Below are 22,317 nucleotides of genomic sequence, written 5' to 3' on the forward strand. Positions count from 1 at the left end.
TGGCGGCTTCGCCCCTACTTCCGCATCACCACCACCGGCTGGCCCGAATACTCCACCGTCTGATCCACCGCGTCGAAGTCGACCGGCTTGGCGCCCGAACCGATGAACCGCACCTTGATCGTCCGGCTCTCCAACATCCCCTTGAACGACCCCGACCGCGCCCCGATCGTCAGCCGGCCCGTGGCGTTGTCGTAGCTCATCGGGATGCGGCTCCACGCCCCGCGCTCGTAGCCGTTGCTCAGCCCGTCGTCCTCGTAGAGCTCGAACGTGCCGTCGGCGCCCGCATAGACCACCACGGTCAGCGGGGCGTCCGGCTTCTCGCCGACATACTGCTGGACCACCGTGGTCGGCACGATCGAGCCGGCCTTCACGAACAGCGGCATGCGCGACAGCGGCGCGTCGGCCTTGATGGTCTGGCCGCCCTTGAACGCCTTGCCGCTCTCGAAGTCGTACCAGGTCGCCCCGGCCGGCAGGTAGACCGACCGCGAGCGCGCCTTGAACTGGGTGACCGGCGCCACCAGGAACGCCTTGCCGAACAGGTACTCGTCGTCGACGTTCCGCGCGGCCTTGTCGGCCGGGAAGTCCATCACCAGGCCGCGCATGATGCTGCCGTCCCGCTGATAGGTGTCGGCGGCCAGGGTGTAGACGTAGGGCATCAGCCGGTAGCGGAGCTCGTCGTACCAGGCCAGGCTCTTGTAGACCTCGGTCCCCTCGTCCGCGAGGTTGTAGATCTCGCGGAACGGGAACTCGCCGTGGCTGCGGAACAGCGGCGAGAACGCCCCGAACTGGAACCAGCGCAGGTTCAGCTCCTGCCACTCGGCCCAGTGCGCCGGGTCCTTGTTGGTGTAGCGGTTCTCGACCGAGAAGCCGCCGATGTCGGTGGTCCAGTTGGGGATGCCCGACATCGACAGGTTCACGCCGGCCGAGATCTGGTCGCGGAAGTCGTCCCAGCGCGCCACCACGTCGCCGCTCCACACCGCCGAGGCATGGCGCTGCAGGCCGCCGAAGCCCGAACGGGTCAGGATGAACGGACGCACGTCCGGGTTCAGCGCCAGCTCGCCCTCGTAGACGCCCTGGGTGTGCGGCAGCGAGTAGCTGTTGAAGTACTCGGCCGCCGGACCGATCGCCGTCGGGCCCATCCGCTTGGTGCGCTCGGGCACGTCGAGGTTGGAATGCATGTCGGGCTCGGAGGCGTCCATCCACCAGGCGTCGACGCCGATGACCTTCAGGTTCTCCTTCACCTGACGCCAGTAGATGTCGCGCGCTTCCTTCGGATAGGGATCGTAGAACGAGTTCAGGTAGCCCGGACCGACCCAGTCCTTGGCGCCCTGCTCGATGTTGCGCTTGTACATGAAGCCCTTGGCGTCCAGCTCCTTGAAGTTGTCCGTAGTCGGATAGAACTTCGGCCAGATCGAGATCATGAAGTGCGCGTTGTTCGCGTGGATCTCGTCGACCATGCCCTTGGGGTCGGGGAAGCGCGAGGCGTCGAACTTGTGGCTGCCCCAGGTGGGGTCGGTCCAGTAGCGCCAGTCCATGACGATGTTGTCGAGCGGCAGCCCGCGCTTGCGGTACTCCTTGACGACCCCGACGATCTGGCCGGCGTCCTCGTAGCGCTGGCGGCTCTGCCAGAAGCCGTAGGCCCAGCGCGGCATCATCGTCGACTTGCCGGTCAGGTCGCGATAGCCGGCCACCACCTGGTCCAGGTCGTCGCCGCCGACATAGTAGTAGTCGATCGCCTTGCCGACCTCGGAGGTCAGCTGCAGCGAATGGCGGTCGGGCGCGGCCATCGGGTTGTTGTGCAGCAGGCCGATATAGCCGCCGTCCGGCAGCCACTCGACCTTGATCCTGTGGACCTTGCCCGGGGTCAGGGCGGCGTCGAAGTTGTGGTACCAGGGGTTCCAGTTCTGCCGCCAGCGGTCGATGACCAGCTTGCCGTCGATCCAGACCTTGGCGTAGTCGCTGGAATAGAGCTTGAACCGGTGCACCCCCGCTTGGTCGGCGGTGATCGTCCCCTCCCAGACCACCTTCTTGTCGGGCAGCGGCTTGCCGTCGGGCCCGTTCAGCTCGGCGGGCATGTTGGGCAGGTCCTTGAGGAACCGGTAGTCGATGTCCTGCTCGGTGCGGGTCAGCTTCAGCTGGCCGCCGACATAGTACTTGGCGGTGAAGCCCGGCTTGCCGTCCAGCCCCGTGATCTTCAGATCGCGCGAGGCGACGTCGTAGGGGATCGGGTCGCCGAAGCGGGTGATCGAGTTGTTGTCCCACAGCAGGCCGTAGCCCCGGCTGGACAGCAGCATCGGCACCACGACGGTGCGGTTGTAGTTCAGCAGTTCGACGTCCTGGCCATTGTAGTTCATCTGGCCGTTCTGGTGCTGGCCGAGGCCGTAGAAGGCCTCGTCCGTACCCGGATTGAACTGCTGGCGGACCTCGTAGAAGTCCTGGCCGTCGACCTTCACCGGCTTGAAGGCGCCCCGGTCGCGCTCGGCAAGGACGGTCTTGCCCTGGGCGTCCTTGAAGTCGACCGTGCCGTCGGCCAGCGAGACTTCCGCAGTGGCCTTGGCGGTCTTGAGCACCAGCTTCCCGCCGACCTCGGTCACCGTGAAGCCGCTGGTCTGGGGCTTGGCCGTGACCATCAGGCTCTCGGGGGTGTCGAGGCTGTCGGTCGGGGTGGCCGTGACGTGGATGATCCGCTCGCCCATCACCTGCAGCCGCACCTTCTTGGCCGGTCCCGAGGCGGGGGTGACGATCACGCCGTCGGCGGTCTTCTCGAACGCGCCGTCCAGCGCCAGGGCGCTGGTCGAGGCCAGGAGTGTAAGCGTGAGGCCGGCGAAGAGGGCCTTGGGCAGCATGCGCATCGGTTCTTCCCTATGATTTCTTTTGGCTCCGCTCATCCCGGCGGATCCGAATTCAGTACGTGGCCAGCTTGACCTTCAGCACTTGCGGCAGGGTCGTCAGGTTCAGGCCGTAGTCGACCTGGTCGCCGTTCCACAGGCGGTCGAACACCCACTTGCCGTTCTCGAAGTGGCCTTCCTCGACGCGCGAAAGCATGAACCGCTCGCCCTTGGCCGAGCCGAAGGTGACGCGGGCGCGGTAGCCGGTGATCAGGAACTCGTTGGGCGACAGCTGGGCGATCAGGGCGCCGCCGTCGGGGATTTCGCGGCCCGGCTGTTTCTCGGCCTTGCCCATCCACGGGGCGTCGATCGAGCCGAACTGCCATTCGCCGTATGACACCGTCGCGGTCCAGCGGTCGCCCAGCTTCAGGGTCTCGGCCTTGCGGTCGTCGGCCTCGCCGGCGCCCCAGACCTTGCTCTCGAACGACAGCCTGGCCCACTCGCGGGCCATCGGGGCCAGCAGGCGGTAGTGGACGCCGAAGTTCTCCAGTGTCTGGGCGTCGACCGTCTTGGCGCCCAGCGGGTAGTTGGAATAGCCGGTCTGATCCAGGCCGAAGGGCGAAAAGCCGATGCCCTGATGGCCCAGCACATCGTAAATGTAGCGCGCAAAGCCCTTGTCGCTGCCGATCTCGGGTACGAACAGGGCGTTGTCGGGACGGCCGTACTGCTCCAGCGTCTTCCGGACATTGGCGCTCTCGCGCATGTAGATGTCGGGGGCCAGGGCGTCGATCGACGGGGCGGCGGCCTTCCAGACGTCCAGCACGTTCCAGGTCGGCCCGCCCGACGAATAGGTGAACGGGTCCTGGTAGTTGAAGGGGTCGCGCAGGGCGGCGTTGACGTACATCGGCAGCGGCAGTTCGCGCTTGCCGGCGGCGGCGATCTCGTCGACGTAGCGGCCGATGTGCCAGGCGTGGAAGAACTCGTCGGCGTCCTTGCCGAACACCTGGGTCCAGGTTTCCGGCTTCTTGCCCATCGCCTTGACCAGATCGGCCGGAACCGGGCCGTTGAACAGCTTCTGGGCGGTCGGCGAATAGTCGCGGATGGCGCCGTAGGTGCCGGTCTCGTTCTCGGGCTGGACCATGATCACGGTGTGGTCCGGGTCGGCCGCCTTCAGGTGGCGCATCAGGGCGACGAAGGCCTTCTTGTCGGCCTCGAGCGTCGAGCGGAACACCGGCGACAGCGAGTTCTTGATCTCGCCCTTGGCGTTGACCACCCGCGGGAAGCGCTTGTCGTCCAGCTTGACCCACTCGGGCGCGTATTGCGGGCCGTTGTTCTTCCAGGTGCCGAACCACAGCAGCACCAGCTTCACGTCGTTGTCGCGGGCCTGCTTCAGCAGCACGTCGACGAACGAGAAGTCGAACTGGCCCTCGACCGGCTCGATCTGCTCCCAGGCGACCGGGATCTCCAGGGTGTTGGCGTGCATGGCCTTCACGGACGGCCAGACCTTGGGCAGCTGCGAGGGATAGTTGGCGGCGTTGTTGGCCTGGACGCCCAGCATCAGGAACGGCGCGCCGTCGACCATCAGCGCGTGGCGACCGTCCTTGGCGACCAGCTTGGGCAGATCGGCGGCGGCGACCGGCGTCGCGGCCAGGCCCAGGACGGCGATCGCCCCAGCGGCCGCCAGGCGCAGGCGTTGAAAGGTCTCGGTCTTTCCGGTCGTCAAGGCTGCCTCCCGCTTCGTTGTTCTCTTGATAGCGCTATCATCACTATAAGTATGACAATTCGCCAGTAATCTTCGAAAGCCGTCGTTCAGGTCGGCGCTGGGGGACGGGCCGCGCAGTGGGCGGCGATGAAGTCCGGGTGGGTGGGCATGGCTTCAGCGGCCTGCCGCAGCGCCGTCCTCATGGCCCTGAGATTGCGCTCCACCACGCCGACATCCATCAGGTCGACCAGCGGGTCGTAGTCTCGCGGCATGACGTTCTGGCCGATCAGCACGGCCAGCCAGCTGGGCTCCTGGAACAGGTCCTGGCCCATCGAGGCCAGCCGCCCGGTGCGCCGGAACAGCTCCATCTTGTGCGCCAAGCTGTCGGGGATGACCATCTCGCGGACCTGCCGCCACAGCGGATCCGTCCGCTCGTTGGCGTGGTAGTGCAGCACCAGGAAGTCGCGGATCTTCTCGTATTCCTGGTCGGTGAGGCGGTTGTACTCGTCCAGCAGCACGGGACTGAAGGTCCGGTCCGGGAACAGCTGGATCAGCTTGGTGATCCCGGTCTGGACCAGGTGGATGCTGGTCGATTCCAGCGGCTCCATGAACCCGCTGGCCAGGCCCAGGGCGATGCAGTTCTTGTTCCAGAACCGTCGCCGGCGGCCGGCGGTGAACTTCAGGATCCGCGGATCGGTGCAGGGCTGGGCGTCCAGCGTCCCCAGCAGGGTCGCGCGGGCCTCGTCGTCGCTGATGAAGGCGCTGGAATAGACGTAGCCGTTGCCGACGCGGTGCTGCAGCGGAATGCGCCACTGCCAGCCGGCGGCGTGGGCGGTGGAGCGGGTGAATGGCGTCAGGTCCGGGGCGCTCTGGCTCTGGACGGCCATCGCGCGGTCGCAGGGCAGCCAACTGGACCAGTCCTCGTATCCGGACTTCAGAGCCTCCTCGATCAGCAGCCCCCGGAAGCCCGAGCAGTCGATGAACAGGTCGCCCTCCACCACCCGGCCGTCGGCCAGGGTGATCGACCGGATGAAGCCGTCCTCGCCGCCCAGGGCGACGTCGACGACCCTGCCCTCGACCCGCTCGACGCCCCGCGCCTCGGCGTAGCGGCGCAGGAACTTGGCGTAGAGCCCGGCGTCGAAGTGGAAGGCGTAGGAATAGGTCGACATGATCGACCCCGACGCCGTGGTCGGCCGGTCGAAGCGACGCATGCCGGCGGCCAGGGTCGGCAGCGAATAGTCGCCGAAGTCGGTGGTGTMGCCCAGCGACCGCAACTTCAGCCAGTACTGGTGGAAGGCGCTGGTGGCCAGGTCGGCGCCGTAGCGGCCGAACGGGTGGATGTAGCGGTGGCCCACGCGGGTCCAGTCGACGAACTCGATGCCCAGCTTGAAGGTCGCCTGGGTCTCGCGGATGAACTCGTCCTCGTTCACGCCCAGCATCTGGTTGAACAGGACAAGCGGCGGGATGGTCGCCTCCCCCACCCCGACCGTGCCGATCTCCTCGGACTCGACCAGCTGGATGGCGACCTTCAGGGGATCGGGCTGATGCTCGCGCAGCACCCGCGCCAGGGCCGCCGCCGCCATCCAGCCGGCCGTGCCGCCGCCCACGATGACGACCTTGCGGATGCGGTTGTCGGTCATGACCGGCTCAGGCTCCTGCGACGGCGGGGCAGTGACGGGCGATGAAGTCGCCGTGGGTCGGCATGGCCTGGGCGATGCGCCGCACGCTGTCCAGGCGATGGCGCATGCCCATCCGCAGCTTGTCGTCCGGGATGGAGTCGATCAGCGGATCGTAGCGGTCGGGATAGACGTGCTGCCCCAGCAGGATCGCCAGCCAGCTGGGCTCGGCATAGGATTCCTCGGTCAGCATCGGCACGCGGCCCAGGCTTTTGAACACCTCGATCTTGTGCTGCAGCGTGTCCGGGATGCTCATCGTCCGGCAGTAGTCCCACAACGGGGCGTCGTCGCGCTCGGTGGCGCGGTAGTGCAGCACCAGGAAGTCGCGGATCCGCTCGTATTCGTTGGTGGTCACCCGGTTGTATTCGTCGATCATCACCGGATCGAAGGCCTTGTCCGGGAACATCTCGATCAGTCGGGCCAGGCCCGTCTGGATCACCTGGATGCTGCTGGACTCCAGCGGCTCCATGAACCCGGCGGCCAGGCCGATGGCGACGCAGTTCTTGTTCCAGAACTTGCGGCGATGGCCGGTGACGAACCGCAGCGGCCGGGGATCGGCCAGGGCCTTGCCGTCCAGATTGGCCAGCAGGGTCGAGGCCGCCTCGTCGTCGCCGATGAACTGGCTGCAATAGACATAGCCGTTGCCGGTGCGGTGCTGCAGCGGGATGCGCCATTGCCAGCCGGCCGCCCGGGCGGTGGACCGCGTATAGGGGGTCAGGCCGTCGCCGCCGGTCTCGCACGGAACGGCCATGGCCCGGTCGCACGGCAGCCACCGCGTCCAGTCCACATAGCCGGTCTGCAGGGCCTGTTCGATCAGCAGGCCGCGGAAGCCCGAGCAGTCGATGAACAGGTCGCCTTCGACCCGCTGGCCGTTCTCCAGGCTGACCGCCTCGATGAAGCCGTCCTCGCCCCGCAGATGGACGTCGACGATCCGCCCCTCGATCCGCTGCACGCCGCGCGGCTCGGCATAGCCGCGCAGGTAGCGGGCATAGAGGCTGGCGTCGAAATGATAGGCGTACTTGTAGAACGAGGCGTCCGAGCGCGGGTCGGGCGACGGCGGCGCGAACCGGCCGAGCCGGGCCGCCGTGCCCGGCAGCGAATAGTCGCCGAACGGCGTGGCGTCGCCCAGGGCGCGCAGCTTCAGCCAGTGATGGTGCGGAGACACGCCCTCGATGGCGGCGCCATAGTCGCCGAACGCGTGGAAATGGACGTTGCCCAGCCGCGACCAGTCGCGGAACTCGATGCCCAGCTTGAACGTGCCCTGGGTGTGGCGGACGAAATCCTGCTCGTCGATGCCCAGGATGCCGTTGAAGATCTGGATCAGGGGCACCGTGGCCTCGCCGACCCCGACGATGCCGATCTCTTCGGATTCGATCAGCTGGACGGTGGCCGGGGTGTTCTTCAGGAACCGGGCCAGCACCGAGGCGGCCATCCAGCCGGCCGTACCGCCGCCGACGACGACCACCTTGGAGATGCGTTCACGCGACATTGCTTACTCCCCGCCCGTCCACGTCGGCGAACCGATGCGGCCAGTGTCGGCAATCACGCGGAGCGTGTGAAGGCCCGACCGAGGCGCCCCTCTCGCGGAGACGCCTCGGTCGAGCTTCGAGCGAAACCCTCCGCGCCCGCCGATCGTCAGATCGACAGGCGCGGAAGCCGGGCTTGCTCCGGGTTAGAAGCTGCCGCGCAGGATCACCGCGATGCGGCGGTCGGTGTCGGTCCAGCTGTAGCGCGGAGCGAAGTTCGCGCCGCCCACGTCCAGATAGGTCCGGGCGTTGAGGATGTTGGTCGCCTGGACGCCGACTTTGTACTGCTCGGTGATCGAGTAAAGGATCGAGCCGTCCAGCTGGCCGTAGTCTTCCGACCAGACCGGGCGCTGGATGTTGGCGGCCGAGGTGGTCAGCAGGTAACGCTCACGCCAGTTGTAGGCCAGGCGGGCCGAGATGCCGTACTTTTCGTACAGGACCGCGACGTTGTAGCTGGTCTTGGACAGGCCCTCGAGCGGCAGGGTCTGGTCCGCCGCGCCGGCGATCTGGGCCGACTCGTTGAGGTTGATGGCGGTGTTCTTGCCGCCGTTGCTGTCGACATAGGTGAAGTTGGCCTGCACGCCCAGACCGCTGAGCGGGCCCGGCAGCGAGTCGTAGAACTGGGTGTAGGCCAGTTCGAAGCCTTTGATCGTGCCGCTCGAGCCGTTCATGTTGCGGCTGACCAGGAACGAATAGGTCTGGCCGCCCGAGGTGTAGCTCTCGGTGGCGTTGCCCATGAAGATGTAGTTCGAGATGTCCTTGTAGAACGCCGCGAACGTCAGGCTGTTGGCCGAGCCGAAGTACCATTCCAGGCTGGCGTCGAACTGGTTCGACTTGGTCGGCTTCAGCAGCGGGTTGCCGCCGCTGCCGGTCAGGGGCTCGACCGTCCGGGGCGTGAACCCGTCGGCTTCGAAGTTGAACGACAGGTTGGTGTAGGACTGCATCTGGCTGAAGGTCGGGCGGACCACGGCCTTGGCCGCCGCCAGGCGGAATTGCAGGTCGTCGGTCAGGAAGAACCGCACGTTGGCGCTGGGCAGCACGTCCGTGTAGTCGTTCGACGACTGTCCGCCGCTGATCGAGCCGCCCTGGGTGAAGGCGTAGGCGTTGTTGAACGCCGTGCACGAAATGGCCGGGACCACGGCCGCGCAAGCCGCGGGCGTGCCGTTGAGGGCCGCGACCTTGATGATCGCATCGCCGCCGTCGACCTTGGTCTTCACCACGCGGACGCCGACGTTGCCGTCCATGCGGCCCAGGGGCGAGGTCTCATGGCCGAAGCGCAGCAGGCCGTAGATGGCCTGGGTCTTCTCGCCCTGATTGTTGGTGCCCCCATTGGGGTTGTCGCCGGCCGGCGACGAGTTGGCGTAGCTGGCTTCCGACAGGGGAGCCCAGCCCCAGCCCGCGCTCTCGGTGTTCTTCAGGAGGTCGTAGGCCTGCTGCGTTCCGTTGGCGACCAGGCCTTCGGTCGGGAACCAGGCGACGCCCGGCAGTTGCACGTCGCCGCGGAAGAAGTTGTCGTAGGTGAACAACTCCGATTGCTGTGGCAGGCCGGGGCTTTGATGCGTGCCGTCGAAGCCCGTTTGATTGAGATAGACCGGCGGGCCGGCGTTCCAGAACTGGTTGCTGAGCAGACCCCAGTTGTAGCCCGTCTGACGGGTGGTCGAGGACTTGTCCGTGCCGCGCACGCCGAAGCGGAACGACTTCAGCCAGCTGTCTTCTTCGAAGAGATACTCGCCGTCGGCGCGCAACGCCTTGGAGTCGGCGCTGTTGTCCTCGATGTGGTCCATCGCGGCCGCCCACCAGTAGGCGGACTTGGTGCGGGTGGTGTCGGTGGCCTGGCTCAGCTTCAGGACCGGCTCGTCGCCGCCGATGTCGAAGGCCAGGCTCGACGGAACCGTCGGGTCCATCTGGGTGAACGCGGTCATGCTCAGCACGGAGGCGTGCGACTTGATGTACTGCGCGTCGGCGCTGAACGACCACCGATCGTTCGGCGTGTACTTCAGGTTGAAGCTGTAGTCTTCGGTCTTCTTGTGCTGCTCGCCGTAACGGCTGTCGGCGGTCAGGTGGAAGTTGTTGATCGTCCCGGCCGTGATCGCGCCTTGGCCGTCGTACTTGAAGCCCGGGCCCGTGGCGGCATAGCCGCCGTCGGTGTCGCCCAGGGCGCGTTCGATGTCGCGCGGGTCGGCCTTGGCGGTCAGGACCTCGAAGGTGGCTTCCCACTGCTCGTTCGGACGCCATTGCAGGGCGCCGGCGAAGGCCGTGCGCTTCTGCTGCCAGTCGATCCGGCGCCAGCCGATCGAGTTGGGGATGTAGACCGTATTCCGACCAGCTTCGATAGCCTGGGCAGGCGTGAGCGTTCCGGTGGCGACCGAGCGCTCTTCGAAGCGGCCGGTCTGGACGCTGTCGGTGCGGTTGCCGATGTTGCCGATGCTGCCCGAGAGCAGCAGGCCGACCTCGCCGATGTTGGTGTCCCAGCGGTCGCTGTATAGCACGTTGCCCGAGACGTAGCCCTTGTCGCGCAGGTCGGCGTAGTTGTAGTCGGCCGAGAAGGCCAGCAGGCGCTTGGCGGAGTCGAACGGCTTGCGGGTGCGCAGGTTGACGATGCCGCCGATGCCGCCTTCGATCTGCTCGGCGGAGGGGTTCTTGTAGACGTCGACGCCGGCCAGCAGGTCGGCGGACACGTCTTCGAACGACAGGGCCCGGCCATTGTTGGCCGAGAAGATGTCGCGGCCGTTGGTCTCGCTGCGAACCCACGACAGGCCGCGGATGAACACGCCGCCGCCTTCGGAGGCCAGACGGGCGGGGTCGCGGTTTTCGTTGGTGCGCTGGAGCGTCACGCCCGGGATGCGCTGCAGGGCTTCCGAGACGCTGCGGTCCGGCAGGGCGCCGATGTCCTGAGCGGAGATCGAGTCGACGATCTGCTCGGCGTTGCGTTTGATCTGACGCGCCGAGGTCAGGCTGGCGCGGATGCCGGTGACGACGACTTCGTCGACGGTGTCGGCGGCGGCCGCCGGCGCGGCGGCGTCCTGGGCCAGCGCGATGGCCGGCGTCAAGACAGCGATAGCCAACGCCGATGCGCCCATGAGCATCACGTTGCGACGAGAATTGCGAAGCAGCATTTGGTTTCCTTCCCCCAGATGAGATCCGTCCCAGCGCTCTCAAGGCGCCGGTGACGTGCGCCGCACACGGCGGTCACACGATCTGATCCGATCCTTTAGTCATATAAGTGATACTTACAAGACCAAATTGATAGCGCTATCAATTTGCCCCGGAAGGCGCGGCTTTGGCGCCACGGTGACCAAAATCCCCGTGAATTCGCGGCGTTTGCAACCATCATTATTATACTATAAATGCCAGGGACCGGGCGCGAGTATCCGCGGTCGTGGCGTCAGGGAAGAACATGGGTCAGGGAAACGGGGGCGGGAAATTCCGCAGCGCTCACAGCTACGGAAAGCTGGATCGCGACGGGTTTATCCATCGCAGCTGGATGAAGAGCCAAGGCCTGCCGGACGACGTGTTCGACGGGCGGCCCGTGATCGGCATCTGCAACACGTGGTCGGAAATCACCCCCTGCAACGCGGGCCTGCGCGACATCGCCGAGCACGTGAAGCGCGGCGTCTGGGAGGCCGGCGGCCTGCCGCTGGAGTTCCCGGCCATGTCGCTGGGCGAAACCCAGATGCGGCCGACCGCCATGCTGTTCCGCAACCTGCTGGCCATGGACGTCGAGGAGTCGATCCGCGGCAACCCGATCGACGGCGTCGTGCTGCTGGGCGGCTGCGACAAGACCACCCCGGGCCAGATGATGGGCGCGGCCAGCGTCGACCTGCCCACCGTCGTCGTCTCGACCGGCCCGATGCTGAACGGCAAGTTCCGCGGCAAGGACATCGGCTCGGGCACCGACGTGTGGAAGTTCTCCGAGGCCGTCCGGGCCGGCGAGATGACCCTGCCGGAATTCATGTCGGCCGAAAGCGGCATGAGCCGCTCGCCCGGCACCTGCATGACCATGGGCACCGCCTCGACCATGGCCGCCATCGTCGAGGCCATGGGCATGAGCCTGCCCTACAACGCCACCATTCCCGCCGTGGACGCCCGCCGCGCGGCCATGGCCCACCACACCGGCCGCACCATCGTGCGCATGGTGCATGACGGCCTGACCATGTCGCAGGTCGCCACCCGCGCCGCGTTCGAGAACGCCCTGCGCGTGCACGCCGCGATCGGCGGCTCGACCAACGCCGTCGTCCACCTGCTGGCCCTGGCCGGCCGCCTGGGCGTTGAGCTGACCCTGGAAGACTTCGACAACCTGTCGCGCGACGTGCCGCTGCTGGTCGACCTGCAGCCCTCGGGACGCTTCCTGATGGAAGACCTGCACTACGCCGGCGGCCTGCCCGCCGTGATGAAGCAGATGGCCCCGTTCCTGAACCCCGAGGCCCTGACCGTCTCGGGCACGCGGATCGGCGAACAGTACGAGAAGGCCGAGGTGTTCAACGCCGAGGTCATCCGCAGCGTCGAGGCCCCGGTGAAGCCCGACAGCGGCATCTGGGTGCTGCGCGGCAACCTGGCCCCCGGCGGGGCGGTGATGAAGCCCAGCGCCGCCAGCCCCGAACTGCTGAGCCACAAGGGCAAGGCCGTGGTCTTCGAGACCATCGAGGACTTCAAGGCCCGCATTGACTCGCCCGACCTGGACGTCGACGAGACCTCGATCCTGGTGCTCAAGGGCTGCGGCCCCAAGGGCTATCCGGGCATGCCGGAAGTGGGCAACATGCCGCTGCCGACCAAGCTGCTGGAAAAGGGCGTCAAGGACATGGTCCGCATCAGCGACGCCCGCATGAGCGGCACGGCCTTCGGCACCGTCATCCTGCACGTCTCGCCCGAGTCCGACGCCGGCGGCCCGTTGGCCGTTGTCCGATCCGGCGACGTGATCGAGCTGGACGGCCCTGCCCGGTCGCTGAACCTGCTGATCTCCGACGAGGAACTGGCCGGCCGCCTGGCCGCCTGGCGCGAAAACCCGCCGGCGCCCAAGGCGACGCGCGGCTACGCCAAGCTGTACATCGACCACGTGCTGGGCGCGGACAAGGGCGCGGACCTGGACTTCCTGGTCGGCTCCAGCGGCTCCGTCGTCACCCGAGAATCTCACTGATGAATCCGATGGACAGCTCGGTCACGATCTTCGGCGACTGGGGCACTTCGCGCCTGCGGCTCTATCTGCGCCAGGGCAAGAGCGTGCTCGACCGCCGCGACGGACAGGGCATCGGGGCGCTGACGAAGTCGCCGCGCGACACCTTCCTCGACCTGGTCGGCGACTGGCGCGAGGCGGGACCGTCGATGGCCCTGCTGTGCGGCATGGTCGGGTCGCGCAACGGCTGGCAGGAAGCGGCTTACGCCCCCTGCCCGGCCGGCGCCGCCGACATCCGCGAGCGGCTGCTGCACATCGACGCCGACGGCCTGCCGGTCGCCATCGTCCCGGGCCTGTCGTGCCGCAACGCCCTGGGCGGTCCAGACGTCATGCGCGGCGAAGAGACCCAGATCCTGGGCGCCCTCGAACTGGACCCCGCCCTCAAGCGCGGTCGCCACTTGCTGGCCCTGCCCGGCACCCACACCAAGTGGGTGGTGGTCGAGGACGGGGCGATCGCCAGCTTCCTGACCGCCCCGGTCGGCGAGCTCTACGCCCTGCTGCGCGAGCACTCGATCCTGGCCAAGGCCGCCCCCGGGGACGGCCCCGAGTCGCCCGAGGGATTCGCCCGCGGCGTCGCCCGGATCGTCGAACAGGGTCCCGCACGGCTGCCGCACCTGATTTTCGAGACCCGCAGCCGACAATTATTGGACGGCCTGCCCAAGGACGAAGCCATGGGCTTCCTGTCCGGTTTGCTGATCGCCAGTGATACCGCAACCACCTCAAGCTGGTTCGGGGATCTGGGCCAGGTGTCGCTGATCGGCGCCCCGGCCCTGAGCGCCCTCTATGCGCAAGCTATCGCCGCCCTGGGCGGCTCGAGCGTGGCCGTCGACGGCGATTCCGCCGTCCTGGCCGGATTGACAACGTTGTCGTCAGCTCAGAACAGTGGAGTTCATGTCCTTGCCTAGCTCGAACACCCCGCCGATCGTCGCCATCCTCCGAGGCGTGAAGTCCGAGGAGATTCTCGACATCGCCGCGGCGCTGGTGGAGGCTGGGATCGAAGCCATCGAAGTGCCGCTGAACTCGCCCGATCCGCTGGTGACCATCGGCAAGCTGTGCGCCGCGTTCGGCGACAAGGTTCTCTGCGGCGCGGGCACCGTCCTGTCGCCGGAAGCCGTCGACCAGGTGGCCGGCGTCGGCGGCAAGCTGATCGTCACCCCGAACATCGACGCCTCGGTGATCTCGCACGCCGTGAACCTGGGCCTGACCGTCATGCCTGGCTTCGCCACGCCCACCGAGGCCTTCGTCGCCGTCAAGGCCGGGGCCAAGGCGCTGAAGCTCTATCCGGCCGGCACCTACGGCTTCGGTCACATCAAGGCCGTGCGCGACGTGCTGCCCAAGGATATCGCGGTCTACGCCGTCGGCGGCGTCGGCGCGGCCAATCTGAAGCCGTGGATCGAGGCCGGCGTCTCCGGCATCGGCGTCGGCGGCGAGCTCTATCGCCCGGGCTACACCGCCGAGGAGGTCGGCCAGCGGGCCAGGACCCTGGTGGCGGCCTGGGCCGAACAGACCACCCAGTAAGAACAGTCCGCGTCGCAACAAGAATACGGCCCTAAAGGGGGGACCCCAGTGAGAACCATCGATTTCGTCATCCTGGCGATCTACGCCGTCGCCATCTTCGGCCTGGCCCAGTGGGTTTCCCGCGACAAGGGCGGGCACAAGAAGGACTCCACCGACTACTTCCTGGCCGGCAAGGCCCTGCCCTGGTGGGCCATCGGCGCCTCGCTGATCGCCGCCAACATCTCGGCCGAGCAGATCATCGGCATGAGCGGCTCGGGCTACGCCATCGGCCTGGCCATCGCCTCGTACGAGTGGATGGCGGCCCTGACCCTGCTGATCGTCGGCAAGTTCTTCCTGCCGATCTTCCTGAAGAACAACATCAGCACCATGCCGCAGTTCCTGGAGCAGCGGTACGGACCCAGCGTGCGCACGCTGATGGCCGTGTTCTGGCTGGGCCTGTACGTCTTCGTGAACCTGACCTCGATCCTGTGGCTGGGTTCGATCGCCGTGCACACCGTGACCGGCGTCGACCAGATGACCGCCCTGATCATCATCGGCGTGTTCGCCCTGGCCTATCAGCTGTGGGGCGGCCTGAAGGCCGTGGCCCTTACCGACATCGTCCAGGTGGCCCTGCTGGTCATGGGCGGGCTGATCATCGTCTACCTGTCGCTCGACAAGATCGGCGGCGACGGCGGCGTGATCGGCGGCTTCACCCAACTGACCGCCCAGTTCCCCGAACACTTCAAGATGATCCTCGACAAGACCAGCCCGCACTACAAGGAGCTGCCGGGCCTGTCGGTGCTGCTGGGCGGCCTGTGGGTGATGAACGTCTCGTACTGGGGCTTCAACCAATACATCATCCAGCGCGCCCTCGGCGCCAAGGACATCGCGGAGGCCCAGAAGGGCATCGCCTTCGCCGCCTATCTGAAGCTGCTGATGCCGGTGATCGTCGTGGTGCCGGGCCTGGCCGCCCTGGTCCTGGCCCCGAACCTGCTCAAGCCCGACCAAGCCTATCCCGAGATGATGAAGCTGCTGCCGCCCGGCCTGCTGGGCCTGGTGTTCTCGGCCCTGGTCGCGGCKATCATCGCGTCGCTGGCGGCCAAGATCAATTCGATCGCCACCATCTTCACGCTCGACATCTACGCCAAGCAGAAGCCGGGTTCGTCTGAACAGCACCTCGTCCTGGTGGGCCGCATCGCCGCCGTCGTCGCGGTGATCGTCGGCATCATCGCCGCCAAGCCCCTGCTGGGCGGCGCCGACCAGGTGTTCCAGTTGATCCAGGAGTACACCGGCTTCTTCACCCCGGGCATCGTGGTGATCTTCATGCTGGGCCTGTTCTGGAAGCGCGCCACCACCGCCAGCGCCCTGGTGGCCACGGCCGGCTCGGTGATCCTGTCGCTGGCCCTGAAGTTCGGCATGCCGGACATGCCGTTCATGAACCGCGTCGGCTGGGTGTTCCTGCTGGCCCTGGCCGCCGCGATCGTCGTGTCGCTGGTCGCGCCCCAGAAGAAGGTGGTCAACGTCGTGTCGCTGGAAGGCGTCAGCTACAAGACCACCACCGGCTTCAACATCGCCGGCCTGGGCGTGATCCTGATCCTGATCGCCCTCTACGCCGTCTGGTGGTGACGATGCGGGCGGCGTTTTCCTCGATGATCGCCCAAGCCTGAACCGAAAGCTCCGTCACGGTCGCCGTGGCGGGGCTTTCATCTTTGACATGATTGTTCCGGGCGTGAACGAAGCACGCTACACAAGGTCAGACCTATTTCGACGACAACAGTTCGAGAAGCGTTTTTGGGGGCGAGAACTTGGTGATCCGTACGCAGCCGGGCCTCAGTCTGACCTATGGACTCGTCGAGTCCCTGGGGCAGGCCATCGTCACCGGTGAATACGCTCAGGTCGGCTTCCCCACCGAAGGCGAGCTCTCCAAGCAGTTCGGCGCCAGCCGCACCGTCACCCGCGAAGCGGTCAAGATGCTGACCGCCAAGGGCCTGCTCAGCGCCCGCCCCCGCCACGGCACCGTGGTCGAGCCCGAGAACGAGTGGAACCTGCTGGACCCCGACGTCCTGCGTTGGATGCTGGAGCGCAAGTTCAGCCTGCGCCTGCTGGCCGAGTTCACCGAGATGCGCCTGGGCATCGAGCCCGCCGCCGCCGCCCTGGCCGCCCGCAACGCCGACGAGACCGGGCTGGAAGGCATCCGCAAGGCGCTGAACCGCATGAAGGCCGCCGCCGGGGGCGAGGACGATCCGCTGTCGGCCGACATCGCCTTCCACGTGGCGATCCTCAACGCCACCAAGAACCCGTTCTATCGCGACCTGCACGAGCTGGTGAACACCGCCCTGCGGATCTCGATCCGCTTCACCAACCGCATCAAGGGCCGCACCGCCTCGATCCCCTCGCACGAGGACGTGGCCGACGCGATCTTCGCCCGCGACGCCGAGGCCGCCCAGAAGGCCATGCAGATCATCCTGGTCGACGTGCTGGACCTGATCCGCGCCGCCTCGCCCGACACCGAGTCCGCCTCCGCCCGCCGCGACGCCTGACGACCGGCGCCGGATGGGGCGTTGCGCGCCGGCGTTTTCCGGGTAATTCTGACAGCGTTGTCACGCTCAAGGTCCGCAGAGGCCGCCGAGGAAACGTCATGTTCAAAGCCCTCAAGGTCCTGGCCGCCTGCGCCGTGCTGTCGTCCCTCGTCGCCATGCCGGCCGCCGCGCGCGAGATCTCGGCGCGGGACCAGGTCAAGGCCATGACCCGGGGGATCAACGTCCTGGGCTATGATCCGATCTGGAAGGACCCGGCCAAGGCCCGCTTCCAGATGCGCCATTTCAAGACCATCAAGGACGGCGGCTTCGACACGGTGCGGCTGAACCTGCACGCCTTTTCGCACATGGACGCCGACAACCGGCTGGACCCGGCCTGGCTGAAGACGCTGGACCAGGTGGTCCAGGCCGCCCTGGCCCAGAAGCTGACCGTCATCCTGGACGAGCACGACTTCAACGTCTGCGGCGAGGACCCCGTCGCCTGCAAACCCAAGCTGGTCGCCTTCTGGAAACAGATCGGCGAGCACTACAAGGACGCCCCCGACGGCGTGGTGTTCGAGCTGCTGAACGAGCCCTGCAAGGGCCTGACCGACGAGGTGTGGAACGCCTGGGTGGCCGAGCTGCTGCCGGTGGTCCGCGCCACCAACCCGACCCGCAACGTCGTGGTCGGCCCGGCCTTCTGGAACAACATCAGCCACCTGGACCAGCTGAAGCTGCCGGAAGGCGACCGGCATCTGATCGCCACCGTCCACTACTACCTGCCCATGGAGTTCACCCACCAGGGCGCGTCGTGGAATCCGGACACGCCCAAGCTGGGCGTCACCTGGGGCACGCAGGCCGAGCGCCAGCGGATGAAGACCGACTTCGACGGCGTCCAGGCCTGGGCCAAGGCGCACGACCGCCCGATGCTGCTGGGCGAGTTCGGCGCCTACGACAAGGGCGACACGGCCTCGCGCGTCGCCTACACCGCCGCCGCCGCCCGCGAGGCCGAGGCCCGCGGCTGGGCTTGGGCCTACTGGCAGTTCGACAGCGACTTCATCGCCTACGACATCAAGAAGGATGCATGGGTCGAGCCGATCCACGGGGCGCTGGTTCCGCGCTGATCCGGGATGACAGCGCGCGCGTTTCAGGCCATTCCATCCGCGCCCTCGTGCTCTCCCCACACAGGATGTTCCCGTGCAGAAGCCCTACGTCGCCGCCCCGACCCGCTATGACGCCATGCCCTATCGCCGGACCGGCCGCAGCGGCCTGGACCTGCCGGCGATCTCGCTGGGCCTGTGGCAGAACTTCGGGGGCGCGGACGTGTTCGAAACCGGCCGGGCCATCCTGCGCCGGGCGTTCGACCTGGGCGTCACCCATTTCGACCTGGCCAACAACTACGGCCCGCCCTACGGCTCGGCCGAGGAGAACTTCGGCAGGGTCATGGCCGCCGACTTCGCCGCCCACCGCGACGAACTGGTCATCTCGACCAAGGCCGGCTGGGACATGTGGCCGGGCCCGTACGGCGGCGTCGGCGGCTCGCGCAAATACCTGATCGCCAGCTGCGACCAGAGCCTCAAGCGCATGGGCCTGGACTATGTCGACATCTTCTATTCGCATCGCGTCGACCCGACCACGCCGCTGGAAGAGACCATGGGCGCCCTGGCCCACCTGCACCGGCAGGGCAAGGCGCTGTACGTCGGCATCTCGTCCTACTCGCCCGAGCTGACCCGCCAGGCCGCCGCCATCCTGAAATCGGAAGGCGTGCCGCTGCTGATCCACCAGCCGTCCTATTCGATGCTGAACCGCTGGATCGAGGACAGCCTGCTCGACACCTTGGAAGATCTCGGCGTCGGCTGCATCGCCTTCTCGCCGCTGGCCCAGGGCATGCTGACCAACAAGTACCTGGGCGGCGTGCCCCAGGATTCCCGTGCGGCCAAGGCCGGCTCGCTGGGCGGTCATTTGCTGAGCGCCGACAACATCGCCCGCATCCAGGCGCTGAACGAGATCGCCAAGGCCCGCGGCCAGAGCCTGGCCCAGATGGCCCTGGCCTGGGTGCTGCGCGACCCGCGCGTCACCTCGGCCCTGATCGGCGCGCGCACCGTGGCCCAGCTCGAGGACTCGCTGGCGGCGCTGAACACCCTGGCCTTCACCGCCGAGGAATTGGGCGAAATCGATCGCCACGCGACCGAGGGCGCCATCGACCTGTGGAAGATTTCGTCCAATCTGGCAGCCTCGGATTTGCCGAGGAGCTGACCGCATCTTGCGGTGGAGCGCCTTCGGAATACAATCGACCCATGAACGTGGGGGCCGACGGCTTGGACCGGACAGTGAGCGGTATGGAGCGACTGACGCCGCGTGAGCGTGATTGCCTGCGTCTCGTGGACGAGCATCTCAGCTCGAAGGAGATCGCGCGTCGGCTGGGCCTGTCCAAGCACACCGTCGACTGGCACCTGGACAAGGCGCGGCGACGCCTGGGCGTCGCCGACCGCTACGAGGCCGCCCGCCTGGTCTCGCCGCGCAACCAGACCCCCCCTCCGATCGCGTCGGGGTCCGACGCGGCGGGACTAGCCCCACCTCCCGCCCCTGCTCATCCTTCCTCCAGGTCTTTTGACCCCGTCGAGGTTTCACGGCGCGCCGACCGCGAGGTCGAAGGCCGCGATATCGAGGAAGGAACAGCACGTGCCGCCACTCACGGACTCCCAGAAGGACGCGATCGACCAGGCCATCAGCCTGCGCCGCGACGCCCTGAATTTTCACAAGACCTGGCCAACCCTCAACTCGCAGGACGAGCGGGTTCCGAGCTTCACCTGGACCGAACTGGAACGTCAGCTCGCCAGCCTGGCGGTGACCGCCCAGAGCGCCATGATGGCGTCGGACCTGGTCAGCGCGACGCGCAAGCAGGCGAATTTCAAACCGCCGGAAATGGTGCTGCGGGAGATTCTCTGCGTGGCCGGCGCCCTGATGGACGAGAGCTTCCTCTCTCCAGGCCGTTCGGAACTTGGGGAGGCCCCAATGACCTGACCGTCGGCCAACGGCTGGCGTTCATCGCCGCCGTGATGCTCGCGACCGCCTTCGCGTTCGGATCCCTGCTCGCCGGCCTGCACGCCCTTCGGGGCCTGTTCTAGACCGTCGCGTCCCGGACGCTCTCCAACTTCACCCGATGACGCGCCGCTTCCCCCAGACACATGGGCGGCGCGAGGAGAACCGTCATGCTCAAGGAACGCCGTCAGGCCGCCGAGGCCGTCGCCGAAGCCCTGTTCGCCGCCGAGAAGGCCATCGATGCGGCCATCGCCAGCACCGCCGCCCTGACCACCCTGATGCCGGCCTCGCGGGAAGCCGCCAACCTGTCGGTGATGGTCGGCCAGGACGCCCTGATCAGCGCGATCGAGACGATGCGCGCCCTGGGCGTGGCCCGCCAGAACATCCTCGAAACCCACCAGGGCCTCAGCAAGGCCCAGCACGACATCGGCCTCTCGGCCGTTTCCTTCGGCGGCGGCGGCAAGAAGCCGCCCCCCAGCCTGATCGGCAGCCTGCGGGCCGTGCCGACCACGCGCGAAGTCGCCTGAACCCTCCCCCCTCAGGCCTCGCGCCGCGGGCCCGACCACTGCACCCCCACATGTGATCGGGCCCGCGACTTGGTGGATCGGTTTCGGCCGCGGATCAGGTTATCCTGCCGCCGAAACCTCGCCCCCCAGAAAACACCGCGGATGTACGTCCAGACCCCCGACCAGCTGTTCAGCCTCGCCGTGCTGCTGACCTGTTGCGGTTTCGCCATCTGGCGCGGACGCTGGGTCGAGCGGGTCGCCGCGACGGCCATGGTCGCGGCCTGGTTCGTCAGCCCCCTGGTGCAGGACGACCAGCAGACCCTCGGCGCCCAGAGCGGCGTGCTGGTGGTCGACATGCTGCTGCTGCTGGTGCTGCTCTACCTGGCCCTCACCTCGGATCGCTGGTGGACCATGGCGGCCGTGGCCTTCCAGGGCGTCAGCGCCCTGGTTCATCTGGCCGCCGCGATCGACAGGCAGATCATCCCCCGCGCCTATTACGTGGCCGGCAGCCTGCTCAGTTACCTGGTGATGGGCGCCCTTTTGATCGGCGCCTGGAACGCCGGACGGCGCGCCGGACCTCGTCCAGACCGGCTGGCCTGATCTCGCCGCGCCTCCTTACGATCATTTAATCCGGTGAACAGCGTTTCTCGGCTAGAAGGCGTTGGCTGTTCAAATAATCGGAGCTGAGGTGGTCGTGCATCAACGGATCAAACAACGCGGCCTGCGTTCGACTGCGTTACCCGTGGTGCTCTGCATCGGCGTCCTGGGACTGGCCGCTTGCGACCATGGCGACAAGGCCAAGGCCAAGACGCCCAAGCCCTCCCAGACCGCCAGCCAGACCGTCAGCGTGGCCGTGGTGAGCATCCAGTCGCTGCCGCGGATCATCAACGCCTCGGGCACCGTCACGCCCTGGGAAGAAGTGCCCGTGGGCGCCGAGACCGGCGGCCTGACCGCCGTGTCGGTCAACGCCGAGGAAGGCCAGACCGTACGCCAGGGCCAGATCCTGGTCGCCCTGAACGACACCATGCTGCGCGCCCAGCTGCGCCAGCAGGAAGCCGCCGTGGCCAGCGCCAAGGCCACCCTGGCCGAGGCCCAGGCGGCGCTGGGCCGCTCGCGCGAGCTGCAGGCCAAGGGCTATCTGTCGCAAGCCTCGCTCGACACCGCCACCGCCCGCCAGCAGACGGCCCTCGCCCAGGTGGCGGCCGCCGACGCCTCGCGCAACGAGACCACCGCCCGCCTGGGCCAGGCCGCCATCCGGGCGCCGGTCTCGGGCCTGATCAGCCGCCGCAGCGTCACCAAGGGCCAGATCGTCTCGGCCGGGACCGAGCTGTTCCGCATCGTCCGCGACGGCCGCCTGGAACTGGACGCCGAGGTCCCCGAAGCCGACCTGCTGGCCATCCAGGCCGGCATGCCCGCCACGGTCACCTCCGACCAGGTCGGCCAGACCACCGGCACGGTCCGCATCGTCACGTCCGAGGTCAACGTCCAGACCCGCGTTGGCCTGGCCCGCATCAGCCTGGCGCCCGGCGGCGGCTTCCGCTCGGGCATGTTCGCCCGCGCCCAGATCGCGGCCGGCAACCGCCCCGCCCCGACCATCCCGACCGCCGCCATCCTCTACCGCCAGAACCAGCCCGGCGTGTTCGTGGTCGGCGCCAACAACCACGCCCGCTTCCGGCGCATCGACATCCTGGCGCGCAACGCCGACATGACGTCGGCCGAAGGCCTGAACGCCGGCGAGCGCGTCGTGGTCGACGGGGCGGGCTTCCTGGGCGACAACGACGCGGTGCGCATCGCCGCCGCCGCGCCGGCGGCCCGGGCGGCTCCCGCCGTCGCCGCCAAGCGCTAGGGGATCGC

16 protein-coding genes and 1 pseudogene are annotated in these 22,317 nt (G+C 67.5%); 12 read left to right on the forward strand and 5 right to left on the reverse strand.

Going from position 1 to position 22,317, the window contains the following annotated elements; genetic code table 11:
- Positions 1 to 14: 14 nt before the first annotated feature.
- The 5 genes from AC1DMQ_RS02670 to AC1DMQ_RS02690 form a co-directional block, all read right to left on the reverse strand.
- Positions 15 to 2,852, reverse strand: a complete 2,838-nt coding sequence (locus AC1DMQ_RS02670; RefSeq protein ID WP_477032009.1) for a TIM-barrel domain-containing protein — start codon at positions 2,850 to 2,852, stop codon at positions 15 to 17.
- A gap of 52 nt (positions 2,853 to 2,904) precedes the next feature.
- Positions 2,905 to 4,551 (reverse strand): DUF5597 domain-containing protein, encoded by a 1,647-nt coding sequence (locus AC1DMQ_RS02675; protein ID WP_477032010.1) that lies wholly within the window; start codon positions 4,549 to 4,551, stop codon positions 2,905 to 2,907.
- An 86-nt stretch (positions 4,552 to 4,637) separates the two neighbouring features.
- On the reverse strand, positions 4,638 to 6,170 hold the full coding sequence (locus AC1DMQ_RS02680; protein ID WP_477032011.1) for a tryptophan halogenase family protein: 1,533 nt from the start codon (positions 6,168 to 6,170) through the stop codon (positions 4,638 to 4,640).
- A gap of 7 nt (positions 6,171 to 6,177) precedes the next feature.
- Positions 6,178 to 7,695 (reverse strand): tryptophan halogenase family protein, encoded by a 1,518-nt coding sequence (locus AC1DMQ_RS02685; RefSeq protein ID WP_477032012.1) that lies wholly within the window; start codon positions 7,693 to 7,695, stop codon positions 6,178 to 6,180.
- A gap of 183 nt (positions 7,696 to 7,878) precedes the next feature.
- Positions 7,879 to 10,797, reverse strand: coding sequence for a TonB-dependent receptor (locus AC1DMQ_RS02690; protein ID WP_477032013.1), 2,919 nt, complete (start codon positions 10,795 to 10,797; stop codon positions 7,879 to 7,881).
- Between the two features lie 332 nt (positions 10,798 to 11,129).
- Here AC1DMQ_RS02690 and AC1DMQ_RS02695 point away from each other — a divergent pair, with 332 nt between their 5' ends.
- The 12 genes and pseudogenes from AC1DMQ_RS02695 to AC1DMQ_RS02750 all read left to right on the forward strand — a co-directional run bounded on the left by AC1DMQ_RS02695 (position 11,130) and on the right by AC1DMQ_RS02750 (position 22,309).
- A complete protein-coding gene (locus tag AC1DMQ_RS02695) occupies positions 11,130 to 12,866 on the forward strand; it encodes an IlvD/Edd family dehydratase (protein ID WP_477032014.1) in 1,737 nt (578 codons plus the stop codon).
- Between the two features lie 8 nt (positions 12,867 to 12,874).
- Positions 12,875 to 13,807, forward strand: a complete 933-nt coding sequence (locus AC1DMQ_RS02700; RefSeq protein WP_477032263.1) for a 2-dehydro-3-deoxygalactonokinase — start codon at positions 12,875 to 12,877, stop codon at positions 13,805 to 13,807.
- Complete coding sequence (locus AC1DMQ_RS02705) at positions 13,794 to 14,420, forward strand: 2-dehydro-3-deoxy-6-phosphogalactonate aldolase (protein WP_477032015.1); 627 nt, start codon at positions 13,794 to 13,796, stop codon at positions 14,418 to 14,420. Before AC1DMQ_RS02700 ends, AC1DMQ_RS02705 begins: the two co-directional genes overlap by 14 nt.
- 48 nt (positions 14,421 to 14,468) lie before the next feature.
- Entirely contained in the window at positions 14,469 to 16,025 is a 1,557-nt protein-coding gene (locus AC1DMQ_RS02710; RefSeq protein ID WP_477032016.1) for a sodium/sugar symporter, read from the forward strand.
- Positions 16,026 to 16,210: 185 nt separating this feature from the next.
- Positions 16,211 to 16,939, forward strand: coding sequence for a FadR/GntR family transcriptional regulator (locus tag AC1DMQ_RS02715; RefSeq protein WP_477032264.1), 729 nt, complete (start codon positions 16,211 to 16,213; stop codon positions 16,937 to 16,939).
- Positions 16,940 to 17,037: 98 nt separating this feature from the next.
- Positions 17,038 to 18,039 carry a glycoside hydrolase family 5 protein gene (locus tag AC1DMQ_RS02720; protein WP_477032017.1) on the forward strand — a complete coding sequence of 334 codons (1,002 nt, stop codon included), beginning with the start codon at positions 17,038 to 17,040 and terminating at the stop codon, positions 18,037 to 18,039.
- 115 nt (positions 18,040 to 18,154) lie between these two features.
- Positions 18,155 to 19,171: an L-glyceraldehyde 3-phosphate reductase gene (gene mgrA, locus AC1DMQ_RS02725; protein WP_477032265.1), complete on the forward strand. Its 1,017-nt coding sequence runs from the start codon at positions 18,155 to 18,157 to the stop codon at positions 19,169 to 19,171.
- Positions 19,172 to 19,254: 83 nt separating this feature from the next.
- Positions 19,255 to 19,413: pseudogene (locus tag AC1DMQ_RS02730) on the forward strand (helix-turn-helix domain-containing protein); the annotation flags it as partial.
- Positions 19,414 to 19,597: 184 nt separating this feature from the next.
- Entirely contained in the window at positions 19,598 to 19,939 is a 342-nt protein-coding gene (locus tag AC1DMQ_RS02735; protein WP_477032018.1) for a hypothetical protein, read from the forward strand.
- Between the two features lie 188 nt (positions 19,940 to 20,127).
- The gene (locus tag AC1DMQ_RS02740) at positions 20,128 to 20,484 is read left to right on the forward strand and encodes a hypothetical protein (protein ID WP_477032019.1); all 357 of its coding nucleotides are present in this window, start codon (positions 20,128 to 20,130) and stop codon (positions 20,482 to 20,484) included.
- Between the two features lie 141 nt (positions 20,485 to 20,625).
- Complete coding sequence (locus AC1DMQ_RS02745; protein WP_477032020.1) at positions 20,626 to 21,063, forward strand: hypothetical protein; 438 nt, start codon at positions 20,626 to 20,628, stop codon at positions 21,061 to 21,063.
- 142 nt (positions 21,064 to 21,205) lie between these two features.
- Positions 21,206 to 22,309, forward strand: a complete 1,104-nt coding sequence (locus AC1DMQ_RS02750) for an efflux RND transporter periplasmic adaptor subunit (RefSeq protein ID WP_477032021.1) — start codon at positions 21,206 to 21,208, stop codon at positions 22,307 to 22,309.
- The last annotated feature ends 8 nt before the right edge of the window (positions 22,310 to 22,317 follow it).

The organism is Caulobacter sp. 05L422, from assembly GCF_056397765.1.

Bases quoted from the DNA above. Each gene is read 5' to 3' on its own strand.
- AC1DMQ_RS02685 (WP_477032012.1), bottom strand. From the start codon at position 7,695: ATGTCGCGTGAACGCATCTCCAAGGTGGTCGTCGTCGGCGGCGGTACG.
- AC1DMQ_RS02705 (WP_477032015.1), top strand. From the start codon at position 13,794: ATGTCCTTGCCTAGCTCGAACACCCCGCCGATCGTCGCCATCCTCCGA.
- AC1DMQ_RS02695 (WP_477032014.1), top strand. From the start codon at position 11,130: ATGGGTCAGGGAAACGGGGGCGGGAAATTCCGCAGCGCTCACAGCTAC.
- AC1DMQ_RS02720 (WP_477032017.1), top strand. From the start codon at position 17,038: ATGTTCAAAGCCCTCAAGGTCCTGGCCGCCTGCGCCGTGCTGTCGTCC.
- AC1DMQ_RS02670 (WP_477032009.1), bottom strand. From the start codon at position 2,852: ATGCGCATGCTGCCCAAGGCCCTCTTCGCCGGCCTCACGCTTACACTC.
- AC1DMQ_RS02745 (WP_477032020.1), top strand. From the start codon at position 20,626: ATGTACGTCCAGACCCCCGACCAGCTGTTCAGCCTCGCCGTGCTGCTG.
- AC1DMQ_RS02740 (WP_477032019.1), top strand. From the start codon at position 20,128: ATGCTCAAGGAACGCCGTCAGGCCGCCGAGGCCGTCGCCGAAGCCCTG.
- AC1DMQ_RS02700 (WP_477032263.1), top strand. From the start codon at position 12,875: ATGGACAGCTCGGTCACGATCTTCGGCGACTGGGGCACTTCGCGCCTG.
- mgrA (WP_477032265.1), top strand. From the start codon at position 18,155: ATGCCCTATCGCCGGACCGGCCGCAGCGGCCTGGACCTGCCGGCGATC.